Raw genomic sequence first — 16,228 nt, forward strand, 5'->3', positions numbered from 1 at the left:
ACTGCGCCGCGACACAACCGCACAATGATCCCGGCGATCGGGCAATAAAAAAGCCAGCCCTGCGGCTGGCTTGATCATCGACAGCGAACCCTTACAGGCTGTTGCCGTTGCTGGCAGGCTGTGCCGGCGCGGCCTGCTCAACCGGAGCGGCTTCAGCGGGCTGCTGCACATCGGCCTGCGGCGCGACGGCGGTGGCACCCTGCGGCGTCATCGGCTCTTCTTTCGGCATCGCGTCAGAAGACTCTTGTACCATCACCGGCGCAGGCTGGGCTTCGCCCGGCTGACCGTTGATTTTGGTCGGCATACCGGTACGTGCCTGGATGGCGTTGTTCACGGCATCCTGATTGGTGCTGGCATCGGCCACCACTTTGGTCACGGCGGACGTCAGGCTGATTGGTACCAGTTCACGTGAGTTAAACTGCTCTTCGGTGGTCGACAGCGGGTTGTGAACCTCGATGTAGCGCGAACCGTCTGGCTCAACGGTGGCTTTTACCGGCTGGTCAATGAACTGGACGCGCGTACCCACTGGCACGTTGTCGAACAGCCATTTGATGTCGTCCGCACGCAGACGCACGCAGCCGTGGCTCACGCGCAGGCCGATACCAAAGTTGGCGTTGGTGCCGTGAATCGCATACAGACGGCCAATGTACAGCGCGTACAGGCCCATCGGGTTATCCGGACCTGCCGGGAACACGGCCGGGATGCTCTCGCCGCGCGCCGCGTACTCTGCGTGCATCGCTTTGGTTGGCGTCCAGGTTGGGCCATTCTTCTTGCGCTCAACCGCGGTGGTCCAGTTAACCGGCGTATCTTTACCCAGCTCGCCGATACCTATCGGCAGCACCACGACAGTCTTAGTGCCTTTCGGGTAGTAATAGAGACGCATCTCGGCGCTGTTGATCACGATGCCTTCACGCGGTGCGTCAGGCAGAATCAGCTGCTGCGGGATCACCATTTTAGTGCCTGCTTTTGGCAGGTAAACGTCCACGCCCGGATTGGCTTCCAGCATGTTGCTGAGGCCCATCTGGTACTGCGCCGCAAACGCTTCCAGCGGCAGTTTGCTGTCGTCTGGCACGGTGATTTCAATATTTTCGCCAATCAGGCGGCTATTCGCTGGAGGCAGCGGATAGACGACTGCAAAGGCCGACTGGCTGAACGCCGCCAGTACGAGGGCGAGTGAAGCGAACGCGCGAATGCTTTTTTTCATGTTTTTACAAGTCGTTATGGCCATTTTCATGGCTTGTCAGTGTGTCGAACCCATCAGGGTCAGAATAACCCGCTGCGCATTATATGTGCATAGGCGCAATGATGGGAATCAGGATTTTCGCTGGTTGAAGATACTTTACGCAAAACGCGGCGTTTCACAGACTATTCTCTTTGCCACGCCGCCCAAAATGTGAATTTTCTTACGGTTGCCACAGCGTCACTTCGCCGCTCAGTTTACGGTTGAGGAAAAACGCGGCACTGATCAACGCCAGATGGGTCAGCGCCTGCGGCATGTTGCCCAGCGCGTTGCCGTGCGAGGTAAACTCCTCGGCGTACAATCCCAGCGGATTGGCGTAGCTCAGCAGCTTTTCAAACTCGAAGTGCGCCTCATGCACCCGCCCGGCGCGCGCCAGACACTCCACATACCAGAACGAACAGGCGGCAAACGCGCCCTCGCCACCGGTCAGGGCATCGGCGGGCGTCTCACTGATGTTATAACGCCGCACTAAACCGTCGCTCACCAGATGGGTTTTAATGGCATCCAGCGTGGCGATCCACTCCGGATCGGTCGAGCTGACAAAGCGCACCAGCGGCATCAGCAGCATCGACGCATCCAGGTATTTACCGCCGCGCGTAGCGGTGAAGTGGCCGAGTTCGTCGTTCCAGAAGTTCTGCCAGATGTCGTCGCGGATCTCGCTGCGCACCCGATCCCAGCGATCGTACGGCATCGGCAGCGAACGCTTCATACCCAGCCGCAGTGCGCGGTCCAGCGCCACCCAGCACATCAGGCGCGAATGCAGAAAGTGCTCCGGCTCGCCGCGCATCTCCCAGATACCGGCGTCCGGCTGGTTCCAGTTAACGCAGACGTAGTCAATCATGCTGGATACATGGCGCCAGCCGCGCTGCGAGATGGCTTCGCCGTATTTATTGGCAAGGTAGACCGCATCCATCAGCTCGCCATAAATATCCAGCTGCGTCTGGCGCCAGGCATCATTGCCGATGCGCACCGGGCGCGAGTTGGCGTAACCGGAGAGGTTGAGCAGTTCGGTTTCGTGCAGCTCGGTGCCGCTGTCGAGGCGGTACATTACCTGCAAATGCGGCGTATCGTCGTGGCTGTGCTCAACGCAGCGGCCGACCCAATGGGTGAAGTCACGCGCTTCTTCCACATAGCCGAGCCGCATCAGCGCGTACATGCTGAACGAGGCATCGCGAATCCACGAGGCGCGGTAATCCCAGTTACGCTCGCCGCCCAGCTCTTCCGGCAGGCCAAAGGTGGCGGCTGCCGCAATCGAGCCGTGCTGGTGCGAGGTGAGCAGCTTGAGCGCCAGCGCCGAGCGCGTCACCATCTCACGCCAGCGGCCGCGATAGGAGCTGTGGCTGCTCCAGCGCCGCCAGTAATCCACGGTATCGCGAAAGCAGCGCTCGGTCGCGATATGCTGCACCTGCGGATCGTCGTCGTTGCCAAACACAAATTCGGCGTGCTCACCGGCCTGCAGGGTAAACTGCGCTACCGCGCTGTCCGGTTCGCGCGTCATCACCACCGTGGCGCTCAGGCGCAGCGACGGCTGGCCTTCAGCGACAAAGGCGATGCCGCCGGGGCGCGTCTCCGTGCGCGTTTCCGCACGGGCATAGTCGTGACGCGGCGCGCAGCGCAGATCAAAGGTGGCGGTGCCGCGGATCATTTTTACCCGCCGCACCAGGCGCGGCACTTTGCTGCGCTCGTCGCAGATCGGCATGTAATCAGTGATTTCCGCCACGCCAGCCTCATCAAGCCAGCGGGTTTGCAGAATGTTGGTATCGGGCAGGTAGAGCTGCTGCTGGCGCGCGTTTTGCCACTGCGGTGCCAGCGAAAACAGGCCGGCTTCGTCGCTGTCGAGCAGGGCGGCAAACACGGAGGGGCTGTCGAGTTCGGGCCAGCAGAGATAATCAATGGTGCCGTCGTTCGCGATCAGGGCACAGGTGCGTAAATCACCGATGACGCCGTGGTCGTCAATTCTGCGTTTAATCTTGCTCATCCTGCCTCCTGAACGCTATCCAATTGTTAACTATAGACGAAACGGCAGAATCGGCTGCGACGTGGCACAGAACGATAACTTCTATACTGTGAAGACACCCATCAGGCAGGAGAACGTTATGACACTGGGCAAACAGAAAGTCGCCGTAGTGACCGCTTCAGATTCGGGGATTGGACGCAGCTGCGCCGTGATGCTGGCTGAGGCCGGCTACACCGTCGGCATTACCTGGCGCTCGGATGAAGAGGGCGCGCAGGAGACCGCGCGGCTGGTGGAGAGTAAAGGCCAGCTGGCCCAGGTGCGGCAGCTCGATCTGTCCGATCCGCAGGCTGGCGGGCAGCAGCTGGCGCAGCTGATCAACTCGCTGGGGCGCATCGATGTGCTGGTGAACAATGCCGGCGTGATGACCAAAGCCGATTTTCTTGATGTGACCTTTGAGGACTGGCGCAAAGTCTTTACCGTTGACGTAGACGGCGCCTTTGTCTGCGGACAGATTGCCGCGCGTCATATGGTGGATCAGGGCGACGGCGGGCGCATCATCAACATCACCTCGGTGCATGAGCATACGCCGCTACCGGACGCCGCTGCCTATACCGCGGCCAAGCATGCGCTTGGCGGGCTGACCAAATCAATGGCGCTGAGCCTGTTACCGCACCACATTCTGGTGAATGCCGTGGCGCCGGGTGCCATCGCTACGCCGATGAACGACATGAGCAACAGCGAGGCGCACAGCCGGCGCATGCCGGAAATCCCGATTGGCCGCCCTGGCGATACGCGCGAAATCGCCAGTCTGGTGGCGTGGCTGTGCTCGGAATGGGCCACTTACACCACCGGGCAGTCATTCGTGGTCGACGGCGGCTTCATGCTGGCCAACCCGCAGTTCAAGGGTTACCACAGTTAACCGGCGCGGCGGCGGTTCCAGCGGCGAATCACAAAGCGCAGCACGATGCCGAACACAATTGCCGCCGCCAGCCAGATGAAGTGCTTGAGGTGCTGATCAAGCTTGTGCAGCCACGGCGTAATAATTTCACCGGCGAAGTAGCCGAGGGTGACAAAAATCAGCGCCCACAGCGCGGCGCCAATGACGTTAAGCACGAAAAAGCGCAGCGGCTTAAGACGGCTGGTGCCAATAATAATCGGTCCAATCAGGCGAAAGCCGTACATGAAGCGCACGCCAATCACAAACAGGCTGGGGTGCTTCTGAATCAGCCGGTTAGCTTTTTTAATGGTGTCCTGATGTTTGCGGAAGCGCCGCAGAATGCGCGTGCCATAGCGACGGCCAAGCCAGAACAGCAGCTGATCGCCAATAATGCCGCCGCCCATCGCCGCCAGCACCACGCCGCTGAAGTGCAGCAGGCCCTCGTGCGCCGCGACGCCGCCCAGCAGGGTAAAGGTTTCCCCTTCGGCAATGCAGCCAATCAGCAGCGCCAGGTAACCGTACTGGGTGATTAATCCATTGATATCGATGTGCAATTGCTCCTCCCTGGGTAAGCGATACAGCTAACAGTCTAGCTGGCTGCGGCTTTTTTTGTGCCGCTGGCCGCAAAAACAGCCGCGCCGATTATACTTGAACTGAAGCTGCCTGCATTGGACAGCCTGATCGCTGGGGCAGCCCGTCGCATCAGAGGAGTGATTGTATGAATCATGTCTGGGGTCTTCTGGCGCATCCCAATCAGGAGATGCGTGATATTAAGCAGGAAAACGAGAGCGTTTCGCACCACTACACCCATCACGTTCTGCTGATGGCGGCGATCCCGGTGATCTGCGCCTTTATCGGCACCACGCAATTGGGCTGGAACCTGGGCGAAGGGCAGTTCGTGCAACTCAACATGCTGACCGGTATTGGTCTCGGCATTCTGTTTTACCTGATCATCTTAGGCGGTGTGGCGGTGATGGGCCGCGTCATTCACTGGATGGCGCGCGACTATCCGCAGCGTCCCAGCATCCAGCGCTGCACCGTGTTTGCCGGCTATGTGGCAACGCCGCTGTTTATCAGCGGGCTGGTGGCGCTCTATCCGCTGGTGTGGCTGTGCGTGCTGGCCGGAGCGTTAGCGCTGATGTACACCGGCTATCTGCTGTACGTCGGCATCCCGGTATTCCTTAACATTGACCGTGAAGAGAGCCTGCGCTTCTCCGGCTCTACGCTGGCGATTGGCGTGCTGGTGTTTGAGGTGCTGCTGGCGCTGACGGTGATTCTGTGGGGTTACGGACCACGCTTGTTCTGACCGTGAGAGGGGTCAGGTCGTCAGCCATGGCGACCTGACTGATCCCGCTGCGCCTGGCAGCGTTTGTTATGCCCGCCTTTTTTAACGCCCGGAAACAATCTCCCTAAGAAATTTCGCAGACGAGCGCGTATGATAGCGCAGCCAGCCCGCGTCGCATCAGGCCTGACGCCGGCGGCCTGTGTTACAACACAGCGCAAACCTCCTCACCGGATTTTTTTGACACGATGTCTGTAAAAATGCGTATTTCTTTGCTGTCGCTGGCGCTGTTTGTCGCCGCGCCAGCTGTGATCACTCCGGCGCTCGCCGCCGCAGCAAAACTGTCCGATCTGGCGCCGATTGCCCAGCCGCAAATCGCCTCCGGCAGCGCGCTGATTGTCGATCTCGATAATAATAAAGTGCTGTTTTCCAGCCATCCGGACCGGGTGCGGCCTATTGCGTCGATCACCAAAGTGATGACCGCGATGGTGGTACTGGATGCCCGGCTGCCGATGGACGAAATGCTGTCGGTGGATATCAGCCAGACGCCCGAAATGCGCGGCGTGTTCTCGCGCGTGAAGCTCAACAGTGAAATCAGCCGCCGCAACATGCTGCTGCTGGCGCTGATGTCCTCGGAAAACCGCGCGGCGGCAAGCCTGGCGCATCACTATCCCGGCGGTTACGATGCCTTTATCCGCGCCATGAACGCCAAAGCGCGCGCGCTCGGCATGACGCACACCCACTATGTGGAGCCGACCGGTTTGTCGCTGCACAACGTCTCCAGTGCGGAAGATCTGGTGAAGCTGCTCAAGGCCACGCGACAGTATCCGCTGATTGGTCAGCTGAGCACCACCAAAGAGGAGACGGCGGTGTTTAAACACCCCAGCTACGCGCTGCCGTTCCGCAACACTAACCATCTGGTGTACAAAAATGACTGGCGCATTCAGCTGACCAAAACCGGTTACACCGACGAGGCCGGTCACTGCCTGATAATGCGTACCATGATTAATAACCGTCCGGTGGCGCTGGTGGTGCTGGATGCGTTTGGCAAATATACCCACTTTGCCGATGCCAACCGCCTGCGCGACTGGCTGGAAACCGGCAAGGCGGCGCCGGTGCCGGCGGCCGCGCTGGCGTACAAAAAGCAGAAAGCGTCGCAGCTTGCCAGCAGTGCGGACGTGGAGTAACGCAACCCGTTACTCAGCGTAGCGGCGCAAGGGAGTGCGCCGTGTGTCGTGGTGGCGCGTGGCTGACGGTCAACGGCGCTTAAATGAACAAAATTTCTTATCGTTAGCACCAATGTTTTACGCCACCATTCCTATAGTTTCCCTGACGGCAAAGTCCTACACTGGCGACCATTCACGGTCAACCTTGCGTTTATAGGCTGTTATTGCGCTGGAATCTCACTCATATGTTCAAGTTTCGTTCTCTGTTTACCCCGTTCCTGCTGCTGCTGGTGTTATTCACGCCGGCGCTCAGCTATGCGGATGACAACGCCGCGCCCGCGCAGCAGGAAGAAGACGCGGCACCGAAGGTCAATCCGGCGGTTGAACTGCCGAAGATGCAGAAGATCCTCGACAAAATTAAGGGCCAGGTGTCTGGCGATACCAATGAAAACCAGCTCAACCAGCTCAATGAGATGGCGCTGGAGCTGTCAGGTAATGCGGAAACCCTCGGCCAGGCGCTGATTCCCCAGCGTCAGCAGCTGGATGCGCAGCTGGCGGTGCTCGGCCCGGCGCCGAAGGCGGACAGCGGCGTGAAAGAGACGCCGGAAGTGACGCGCAAACGCGCCGCGCTGGAGAATCAGAAGGGCAAGCTGGATGATCAGATCAAGCAGGCCGACGGCATCAAAAACGGGGCGCTGGTACTGTCCTCGCAGATCGTCAACCTGCGGCGCGATCAGCTGAAAAGCCAGCTGGCGCTCAACTCCGGCAGTATTTTAGGGCCACGCTTCTGGTCACCGCTGTTCAGCCGTCAGGACCTGGATGGCGAAAAAATTGGCGACTTTATCAGCGAGCTGCAGGATACCGCCGCGCTGTCGTGGGAGCCGGGCTGGCGCGTGGGCACGGTCGGCTGGCTGCTGGCGGCGCTGCTGGTGATGACGCTGGGCCGGCGTTACAGCGAAGAGTTTCTGGCGTGGGTCAGCATTCACAAACTGCCGGAAGGGCGGCTGCGCCGCAGCTTCCTCGCGGCGGCGATCGCGCTGACCACGCTGGCGGCCGTGGTGCTGACCTTTAACTTTCTCTCGCTGGCGTTTGTGCGCCGCGATGAAGTGTCCAGCGACGTGCAGGATTTTATCAGCCGTCTGGTGCAGCTCAGCGTCTACTGCGGGCTGATCGCCGGTCTCGGCCGCGCGTTCCTGTCAACGCGCCGTCCAAGCTGGCGTCTGCCGAGCATCTCCAGTGAAGTGGCGCTGGCGCTGAAGCCGTTCCCGCCGATTACCGCCGCGCTGGTGTTTATCTTCCAGACCGCCGAGTCGTTTAACTACACGGTCGGCACCAGCCTGAACACCACCATTTTTGCCAACGGCCTGACGGCGCTGCTGATTGGCAGCACCGGGCTGGCGATCAGCATGCGCACCAATCGCGTGCGTCGTCGCATGGCGCAGGCCGGCAATCCGCCGGAAGCGCGTCCCACGATCGTCGGTCTGGTGCAGCTGGCGCTGACGGTCACCGCCGTGGCGATTCTGGTTTCGCTGATTGTCGGCTACGTCACGCTGGCGCGCTTCCTCAGCTATGAAGTGATCTGGTGCGGCATCCTGTTTGGCTCGTTCTACTTCCTCAGTCATCTGATCAACGACGGTTGTGAAAGCCTGTTCTCCACCAACAACGCGACCGGCAAGCGGTTGCAGACCTCACTGAATATTGACGAGCGCTACCTGCAGCAGGCCGCAACGCTGCTCAGCGCCGTGGGTAAAACTCTGCTGGTGGCATTTGTTGCGCTGGCGCTGCTCAACGGCACGTTTGCCTCGTCCACGCCGATTGAGCTGATCCAGAAAGTCATTGAGTTCTGGGGTGGCAAAGGGCTGGAGTCGCTCAACATTGTACCGGCGCACATGGTGAACGCCATTCTGTGTCTGGTGGTGGGTATCTACGTGCTGCGCTCGGTGCGGCGCTGGCTGGACAAAGAGTTCCTGCCGAAGACCACCATGGACATCGGCATGCGCGTGTCGCTGGTGACGCTGTTCAGCAATATCGGCTACGTGCTGATTATCCTGCTGACGCTGTCGATTATGGGGCTGCAGTGGAACAAGCTGGCATGGATCGTCAGCGCCCTGTCGGTGGGTATCGGTTTCGGCTTACAGGAGATCGTGAAGAACTTTATCTCCGGTCTGATCCTGCTGACCGAGCGTCCGGTGAAGGTCGGCGACCTGGTGAGCATCAGCGGCATCGAAGGGGATATTCGCCGTATTAACGTGCGTGCGACTGAGATTCAGCTGGGCGATAAATCCACGGTGATCGTGCCGAACTCGCAGCTGATTTCGCAGAACGTGCGTAACGCCACCATGGGCAATGCGCAGGGCGTGGTGACGATTCAGCTGACTTTCCCGCTGGATATCGATCCGGTGCAGGTGCGCGAACTGTTGCTGGACGTGTATCGCGAGAACGAGCGTATTCTCGAAACGCCGGAGCCGTCGGTTTCGTTTAAAGATTTGACGCCGGCCGGTATTGTGCTGAGCGTGACCGGCAACGTCGCCAGCCAGCGCCAGATTTCCGGTGCGAAAAGCGATCTGCTGTTCGATATCCTGACGCGCCTGCGTAAAGAGGGCATTGTGCTGTCGACGCCACAGACCATGATCATCGAACGCCGCGCGCTGCCGGCGACGCAGAATGAAGGTGAAACGTTGCCATAATGGCATGAGACCGTAGCGGCGCAATTCATTGCGCTAAGGTTTGCCTCTGATGCAGCAAACCCGCGCGATAAATCGCGCCGCTACGGGGCCGGCAGATCTGACTCAGGCTTTCACCGCCCAGCCTTTCTGCTTACTGGTTTTCCCGATGCCCGGGTTAAAGGTATTGGTCGGATCGAGCTGGCGGTAAAACGCCTGCAGCTGCGGTTTGGCCGCATACAGATGGCCAACGTTATGTTCCGCCGGGTATTCCGCGCCGCGCGCCGCGAGGATCGCCAGCATCTTCTCCTTCAGCGCATGGGCATCTACGCCTTTCTTCACAATGTAATCCTGATGGAACACGTGGCAGAAGAAGTGGCCGTAGTAAAGGCGATGAATCAGATCGTTATCAAACTCCGGCGGCAGGCGCTCAAACCACTCCTGATCGTTGCGGCGCAGCGCAATGTCCAGCGCCAGAATATCCTCTACTTCGTCAGCGTGCACCGCGTGATAGCGCACGGCGGCACCGGCTGCGGCAAAACGATGCAGAAAGGCGTGCGCGCCCTCTTTGGCGTCGCAGGCAAAGAACTCACCGCCGCCTTCGCGGAAATACTCCTGCAGATACGTCTGCGCTTCGGCCACGCCGTCGCCAGACATCTTCAGCATCAGGTGGTGCTCGTATTTGTCACGATACTGCTTCAGGCGCTTCGGCAGATGCGCCGGGAACCAGCGGCTGATGCGTTGCAGCAGGCGATCGGTCAGGTGCGGCTTAACGAAGCTCAGCTTGCTGAGCCAGGCATCCACCCGGCCTTTGAGGGTGAAAAACAGCGGCATCTTGTCGGTGCCGAGTTTATCAATCATCACAAAGGTGTCTTTGCCGTAGACCTCGGCGATGTCGAAAATATCGCGGTGCATGTACTCACCGGCGACCGGTAAATGGGTAAACTCCGCCAGCATGTGGCGACGCAGCTCGCCGAGCGTCGCCGGGTCGTTGGTGCCAATGTAAAACACCTGCTGCTTCGGTTCGGTGGGGAAGGTGTCGAGCCGCACGGCAAACACCGCCAGTTTGCCGGCGCAGCCTGACGCCTCAAACAGGCGCCGCTGGTCGGCGTTGAAACGCGCCGGCGTATCGGCATGAATGTCCCGCACCCGCTCGGCGTATTCGTGGTCGGACGCGTGACGCGCATCCCAGCGCACATCATCCGGCTGCCAGCGCTCGTCGTCCAGCCGGCCGAGAATCTCTTCCGGCGAATGACCGAGGTCGATGCCCAGATGGTTGACCAGCCGAAGCTTGCCGTCGGCGTCCACCTGCGCAAACAGCGCCATTTCGCTGTAGGCCGGGCCGCGTTTGATCAGCGAGCCGCCGGAGTTATTGCAGATGCCGCCCAGCACCGAGGCGCCGATGCACGAGGAGCCAATCACCGAGTGCGGCTCGCGCCCGAGCGGTTTAAGGGTTTTCTCCAGCTGATACAGCGTGCTGCCGGGGAAGGCGAGAATCTGCCTGCCGCCGTCGATCAGCTGCAGTTTGTCGAGACGCAGGGTACTGATGATCACCACCGGGCGATCGTAATCGTTGCCGTTGGGCGTTGAACCTTCGGTCAGGCCGGTATTGGCGGCCTGCATCAGCACGATGGCATCGGCCTGTACCAGCGCCTGCAGCACGCGCCATAGCTCCAGCAGCGAGCCGGGGAAAACCACCGCCAGCGCATCGCCCTCGCCGGAACGGAAACCCTTACGATAGCGCGCGGTCTGCTCCGCGTCGGTCAGCAGCTGTGATGCGCCGACCAGACGGCGCAGCTCGGACAGCAGGGCAGGGTGTGAGGTGTTGTTATTCATTAGCCTATCCTTGTCGTTAACGTGGCGTTTCTACTGTAGCACGCGTCGGCCACGGGGGCGCAGTGTGACAATGGCGGCTACCTGCTATCCTCATCTTGTGGCACACTGCCCCGGTTATTTCGATATTGCGCAGTTACTTAAGAGAACCCGACCTGATGAAATGGATTTACTCTGTTAGCCTCGCTGTTTCCCTTGCCGTGCAACCCGCGTTTGCGGACGATCTGTTCGGCCCCCATCCAATGACGGAACAGGCGCGCGACGCCTTTGTTAATCAGCTGCTGAGCAAAATGACGCTGGATGAAAAGATTGGGCAGATGCGCCTGATCAGCGTCGGTCCGGATACGCCAAAAGAGGCGATTCGCGACATGATTCAGCACGGCCAGGTCGGGGCGATTTTCAATACGGTAACGCGTCCGGATATCCGCGCCATGCAGGATCAGGTCATGCAGCTCAGCCGCCTGAAGGTGCCGCTGTTCTTTGCTTATGACGTGGTGCACGGCCAGCGCACTATTTTTCCGATTCCGCTCGGCCTCGCCGCCAGCTGGGATCTGCAAGCCGTTAGCGAAGTGGGGCGCATCTCGGCCTATGAAGCGGCAGACGATGGCCTCAACATGACCTGGGCACCGATGGTGGATGTGTCGCGCGAACCGCGCTGGGGCCGCGGCTCTGAAGGGTTTGGCGAGGATACCTATCTCACGTCGCAGATGGGCAGTGCGATGGTCAAAGCCATGCAGGGCAAGAGCGCAGCCGACCGCTATGCCATCATGACCAGCGTTAAGCACTTTGCAGCTTACGGCGCAGTGGAAGGCGGTCGTGATTACAACACCGTCGACATGAGTCCGCAGCGCCTGTTCCAGGATTATCTGCCGCCGTATAAAGCTTCGCTGGATGCCGGCAGCGGCGGCGTGATGGTGGCGCTTAACTCGCTGAACGGCACCCCGGCCACCGCCGACAGCTGGCTGCTGAAAGATATTCTGCGCAACGACTGGAAATTCAAAGGCATCACCATCAGCGATCACGGCGCCATTAAAGAGTTAATCAAACACGGCGTCGCCAGCGATCCGCAGGATGCCGTGCGCATTGCGCTGAAATCCGGCATCGACATGAGTATGAGCGACGAGTATTACAGCAAATACCTGCCGGGACTGGTGAAAAGCGGCGCGGTGAGCATGGCGGAAATCGACGATGCGGCCCGTCATGTGCTCAACGTTAAATATGACATGGGCCTGTTCAACGACCCGTACAGCCATCTCGGTCCGAAAGGCAGCGATCCGCAGGACACCAATGCGGAAAGCCGCCTGCACCGGGCGGAAGCGCGCGACGTGGCGCGCCGCAGTATGGTGCTGCTGAAAAACTGGCATGAAACCCTGCCGCTGAAGAAAGAGGCCACCGTGGCGCTGGTGGGACCGCTGGCCGATAGCCAGCGCGATATCATGGGCAGCTGGTCGGCTGCGGGCGTGGCGAAGCAATCTGTCTCGCTGCTGCAGGGCATGCGCAGCGCCATGGCCGGCAAAGGCACCGTGCTGTATGCCAAAGGGGCCAATATTTCCGATAACAAAGGTATCCAGAACTTCCTCAACCTGTATGAGCAGGCGGTTAGTGTCGATGCCCGTTCGCCGCAGCAGCTGATTGACGAAGCGGTCGCGCAGGCGAAAAAAGCGGACGTGGTAGTGGCGGCCGTGGGCGAGGCGCAGGGCATGGCGCATGAAGCGTCGAGCCGCAGCGACCTGGTGATCCCGCCGAGCCAGCAGAAGCTGCTGGCGGCCCTGAAAGCCACCGGGAAACCGCTGGTGATTGTGCTGATGAATGGACGTCCGCTGGCGCTGGTGAATGAGGACCGCATGGCGGATGCGATGCTGGAGACCTGGTTCAGCGGTACCGAGGGCGGTAACGCCATCGCCGATGTGCTGTTCGGTGATTACAACCCATCGGGCAAACTGCCGGTGTCATTCCCGCGCTCGGTCGGGCAGATTCCGATTTATTACAATCATTTGCCAACCGGCCGTCCGTACAATTTCGAGAAGCCGAACAAGTACACCTCGCACTATTACGACGCGGTCAACGGTCCGCTCTATCCGTTTGGTTACGGTTTGAGCTATACCCAGTTCAGCGTGTCACCGGTGAAGATGTCTGCACCAACCATGCCGCGTAACGGCACGGTGGAAGCCAGCGTGACGGTGACGAATACCGGCAAACGCGATGGTGCCACGGTGGTGCAGCTGTACCTGAACGATCCGGTTGCCAGTATCAGCCGTCCGGTGCAGGAGCTGCGCGGCTTCCAGCGCATTATGCTGAAGGCCGGCGAGTCGCAGACCGTGCGCTTTAAGATTGATGTCGATGCGCTGAAGTTCTGGAATCAGAAGATGCAGCACGTCGCCGAGCCGGGCAAATTCAACGTGATGATCGGTCTGGATTCAGTCAGAACCCAGGATGCGCAGTTCGATTATTTGTAATTGAGGGTTTGTTATCCTGATTTTTCCCTCACCCTCTCCCGGCGGGAGAGGGAACCGATCAAACCGACTTTTAGCGGATATTATCCTCTGACCTGCCCGCTTCAGCGAACTGCCCCCTCTCCCGCGCGCGGGAGAGGGCTGGGGTGAGGGAAAAGGTCATTAGCGCAAGAACGAACAAATGAATCTCCGCCACCGCATCGAACAGCAGGTCTTTCGCCTTAACGGCCTGTCGCTCAACGAGTTTGACATCTCTCAACCGCCGGGCGATCCCGGCCTGTTCGGCCCTGACCACATCATCTGGCAGGTGCACGGCGACTTTCCCGCGATGCTGTGCGGCGGCATCAGCGCGCTGATGCTACAGATGCTGCATCCGGCGGCGCTGGCGGGCGTGTGGGATCACTCCAGTTTCCGCCAGGACATGCTTGGCCGGCTGCGGCGCACCAGTCAGTTCATCGCCGTCACCACCTTCGGCAACACCGCCGATGCGCATACCCTGATTGAGCGGGTCAAACGCATCCATCTGCGCGTCACCGGCATCGATAACACCGGCAAACCTTATGCCGCCAGCGATCCGCATCTGCTCACCTGGGTGCACGTTGCAGAAACCAGCCGCTTCCTGGCCGCGCATCTGCGCTACAAAAATCCGCAGCTCAGCCTCGCCGATCGCGATCGTTATTACGCCGAAGCGGCGCGGGTGGCGGAAGCGCTTGGTGCGCAGCAGGTGCCGAAAAGCGTAGAGGCAGTTGAGGCCTATTTACAGGCGATGCGGGCAGAGCTGGTTTACGATGCGCGCACTCACGAAGTGATGCAGCTGCTGCTTAATGCGCCAGCACCCAGCTGGCAGGCGAAACCGGCGATGCGCGTCATGCTGCGGGCTGGCTGTGGTCTGCTGCCCGACTGGGCGCAACAGCTGATGCACCAGCCGATCGGGCCAGTGACGCAATGGCGGATTGATAAGCAGATCGCGTTGATTGCCGCCCTGTTGCGCTGGTCAATCCAGCGTGGCGCCTGGGCGCGTGCCATGCAGCGCATGGGGCGCGATCCGCGTTACAGGTGAAATTCATCCTGCTTGCTGGTGTAGCTGCGCGGCGTGCGCGCCTCGCGTTTCAGCAGGAGCTGGCGCTGCTGATAGTGATGCAGCAGCATGCCCAGGCCAACGCCCAGTAGCGCCAGCGGCACCAGCGTGTAGTAGATATCCAGCGGCAGCAGCACCAGCAGCGCGATGGCAGCGACGATCAGCATCAGGGCTGCCATCACCCACGTATAGCGGACAAACAGCCACAGCAGCAGGGCGAGAATCACGATTTCGCGCAGATTGAGATCGAGGGTTTGCAGCACCATGACGACAGCTCCGCAACAGAAGAGTGCGCTGACAATAGCATGCGAAGCGGTAAAAGAATCGCAAAAAAATCTGAAGCTTCGCCGCCGCTGCCCCCGCCATTCTTAAGCCGGGCTGAACGATGGCCTGGCGCACTTTGAGAGTTTTACCCTTGTGTCACATGGCGCGAGTGCCGATCCTGCTCTATTCTCGGGGAAAATGGATCCCTCCAGGCATTGTCGAGGCGTTATGACACACCAACCTCTGATTGCTGAGGTGCCGAATCAGCAACACACTTTAACCGCCATCGTCGAACAGGATGCGCGTACCGCCTATTTTTATATCTGGCCGAACGACCTGTTCCGCAGTCAGTACGCCGTGCGCGGCTGCTGGTTGCGCAATCTGCTGCCGGCACCGGCGCAGGAAGATCGCGAAGCGATGGAGCAGGGTATTGCGCCGCTGCTCAGCGCCAGCTATTGCCGCACGCTGGAAGCGGAGCCGATGCTCGATCCGGCCGGCCTGCAGATTCTGTGGGAGCCCAGCGACGACGGTGCCGCGCTGTGGTATTACGGCCAGCTGCTGGCGGTGATCCCCGGCTGGAGCCTGTATCAGGACAAGCAGGTCAGCTTCTCGGCGGGCTGCATCAAAGAGAACCGTCTCACCGCGCCGCTCGGTTCAGCCTCCACCAACGATTACTACGCGCGCGCCGAACAGCAGCGTCATTTCTGGCGTGACTGGCACGATGGCCAGCAGTGGGATCGCGTGCAGAGCGAGCTGCTGCAACGTTACCAGGCGCAGTTTGGTGAGTCGGTAAAATATTACGCCATCGATCAGGGCAACTGGCCGCCGATGGCGATTTCGCAGCACTGGCATAACGGCGTGTGGTATTTCTTCACGCTCGGCATGAGTATCCGGCCGATGCCGCAGGTGGATTACCTGTTTGATGAGCTGGCACCGCAGTACCGGCGTGTAGAGCTGGCGATGGCGGTGGATGGCGAAGTGATGACAGAGGCCAACGCGGTACAGATGGCCAGCGCGCTGGCGGAGTTTGCTCATCTGCCGTGGGCGCGGCTGACGTGGATTGGCGAAGGGCACACGCTGGCGTCGGAAGTTGCGCCGGTCGGCTTTGAAAGCTTCCTGCTGGCCAACGGGCTGGCGGGCGAAAACGCGCAACTGCGGCTGCCGAAGCGCGACGGCGATCGGCCAAATCTGCTGTGGGCGACGCCGATCACCGAAGCCGAGCGGCTGTTTGCCCAGGCGGACGATCGCGGCGGCCAGCAGCTGCTGCAGCGTTTGCTGGCGCAGGGCAGCGATCATGTGTTCCGTCCGCGCCAGGAAGTGGTGGAGTCCGCACCGTAGTGCCTGCCGAAAAAGCC

The 16,228-nt window shown here is 60.2% G+C and carries 12 protein-coding genes; 7 read left to right on the plus strand and 5 right to left on the minus strand.

The genetic code is table 11. The annotated features are described in order from the left end of the window. Positions 1 to 91 precede the first annotated feature (91 nt). Both CBW22_RS07250 and CBW22_RS07255 read right to left on the minus strand, forming a co-directional pair. On the minus strand, positions 92 to 1,204 hold the full coding sequence (locus CBW22_RS07250) for a L,D-transpeptidase family protein (protein ID WP_058757840.1): 1,113 nt from the start codon (positions 1,202 to 1,204) through the stop codon (positions 92 to 94). 199 nt (positions 1,205 to 1,403) lie between these two features. Next, positions 1,404 to 3,218 carry a glycoside hydrolase family 15 protein gene (locus tag CBW22_RS07255; protein WP_021508478.1) on the minus strand — a complete coding sequence of 605 codons (1,815 nt, stop codon included), beginning with the start codon at positions 3,216 to 3,218 and terminating at the stop codon, positions 1,404 to 1,406. A 118-nt stretch (positions 3,219 to 3,336) separates the two neighbouring features. Here CBW22_RS07255 and CBW22_RS07260 point away from each other — a divergent pair, with 118 nt between their 5' ends. After that, the gene (locus CBW22_RS07260) at positions 3,337 to 4,116 is read left to right on the plus strand and encodes an SDR family oxidoreductase (RefSeq protein WP_058757839.1); all 780 of its coding nucleotides are present in this window, start codon (positions 3,337 to 3,339) and stop codon (positions 4,114 to 4,116) included. On the opposite strand, the gene CBW22_RS07265 is transcribed toward CBW22_RS07260, so the two are convergent. Further along, complete coding sequence (locus CBW22_RS07265; protein ID WP_021508476.1) at positions 4,113 to 4,688, minus strand: DedA family protein; 576 nt, start codon at positions 4,686 to 4,688, stop codon at positions 4,113 to 4,115. The genes CBW22_RS07260 and CBW22_RS07265 overlap by 4 nt on opposite strands. Positions 4,689 to 4,852: 164 nt before the next feature. Here CBW22_RS07265 and CBW22_RS07270 point away from each other — a divergent pair, with 164 nt between their 5' ends. The 3 genes from CBW22_RS07270 to CBW22_RS07280 all read left to right on the plus strand — a co-directional run bounded on the left by CBW22_RS07270 (position 4,853) and on the right by CBW22_RS07280 (position 9,269). Continuing rightward, complete coding sequence (locus CBW22_RS07270) at positions 4,853 to 5,440, plus strand: Yip1 family protein (RefSeq protein ID WP_021508475.1); 588 nt, start codon at positions 4,853 to 4,855, stop codon at positions 5,438 to 5,440. A 224-nt stretch (positions 5,441 to 5,664) separates the two neighbouring features. Then, positions 5,665 to 6,603 carry a D-alanyl-D-alanine endopeptidase gene (pbpG, locus tag CBW22_RS07275; protein WP_088516318.1) on the plus strand — a complete coding sequence of 313 codons (939 nt, stop codon included), beginning with the start codon at positions 5,665 to 5,667 and terminating at the stop codon, positions 6,601 to 6,603. Positions 6,604 to 6,827: 224 nt separating this feature from the next. Beyond that, entirely contained in the window at positions 6,828 to 9,269 is a 2,442-nt protein-coding gene (locus tag CBW22_RS07280) for a DUF3772 domain-containing protein (protein WP_088516319.1), read from the plus strand. 102 nt (positions 9,270 to 9,371) lie between these two features. Here CBW22_RS07280 and dld read toward each other — a convergent pair whose 3' ends face one another. Then, positions 9,372 to 11,081, minus strand: coding sequence for a D-lactate dehydrogenase (gene dld, locus CBW22_RS07285; protein ID WP_088516320.1), 1,710 nt, complete (start codon positions 11,079 to 11,081; stop codon positions 9,372 to 9,374). 155 nt (positions 11,082 to 11,236) lie between these two features. On the opposite strand from dld, the gene bglX reads away from it, so the two are divergent. Then, positions 11,237 to 13,534, plus strand: coding sequence for a beta-glucosidase BglX (gene bglX, locus CBW22_RS07290; RefSeq protein ID WP_031279874.1), 2,298 nt, complete (start codon positions 11,237 to 11,239; stop codon positions 13,532 to 13,534). 178 nt (positions 13,535 to 13,712) lie between these two features. Further along, positions 13,713 to 14,591: an oxygenase MpaB family protein gene (locus CBW22_RS07295; protein WP_088516321.1), complete on the plus strand. Its 879-nt coding sequence runs from the start codon at positions 13,713 to 13,715 to the stop codon at positions 14,589 to 14,591. On the opposite strand, the gene CBW22_RS07300 is transcribed toward CBW22_RS07295, so the two are convergent. Then, on the minus strand, positions 14,582 to 14,875 hold the full coding sequence (locus CBW22_RS07300; protein ID WP_088516322.1) for a hypothetical protein: 294 nt from the start codon (positions 14,873 to 14,875) through the stop codon (positions 14,582 to 14,584). The two genes, CBW22_RS07295 and CBW22_RS07300, sit on opposite strands and share 10 nt — an antisense overlap. A gap of 226 nt (positions 14,876 to 15,101) precedes the next feature. On the opposite strand from CBW22_RS07300, the gene CBW22_RS07305 reads away from it, so the two are divergent. Beyond that, positions 15,102 to 16,211: a suppressor of fused domain protein gene (locus tag CBW22_RS07305; RefSeq protein ID WP_021508468.1), complete on the plus strand. Its 1,110-nt coding sequence runs from the start codon at positions 15,102 to 15,104 to the stop codon at positions 16,209 to 16,211. The last annotated feature ends 17 nt before the right edge of the window (positions 16,212 to 16,228 follow it).

It is taken from the genome of Pantoea sp. VS1, from assembly GCF_002207995.1.
GTDB lineage: Bacteria > Pseudomonadota > Gammaproteobacteria > Enterobacterales > Enterobacteriaceae > Pantoea > Pantoea dispersa.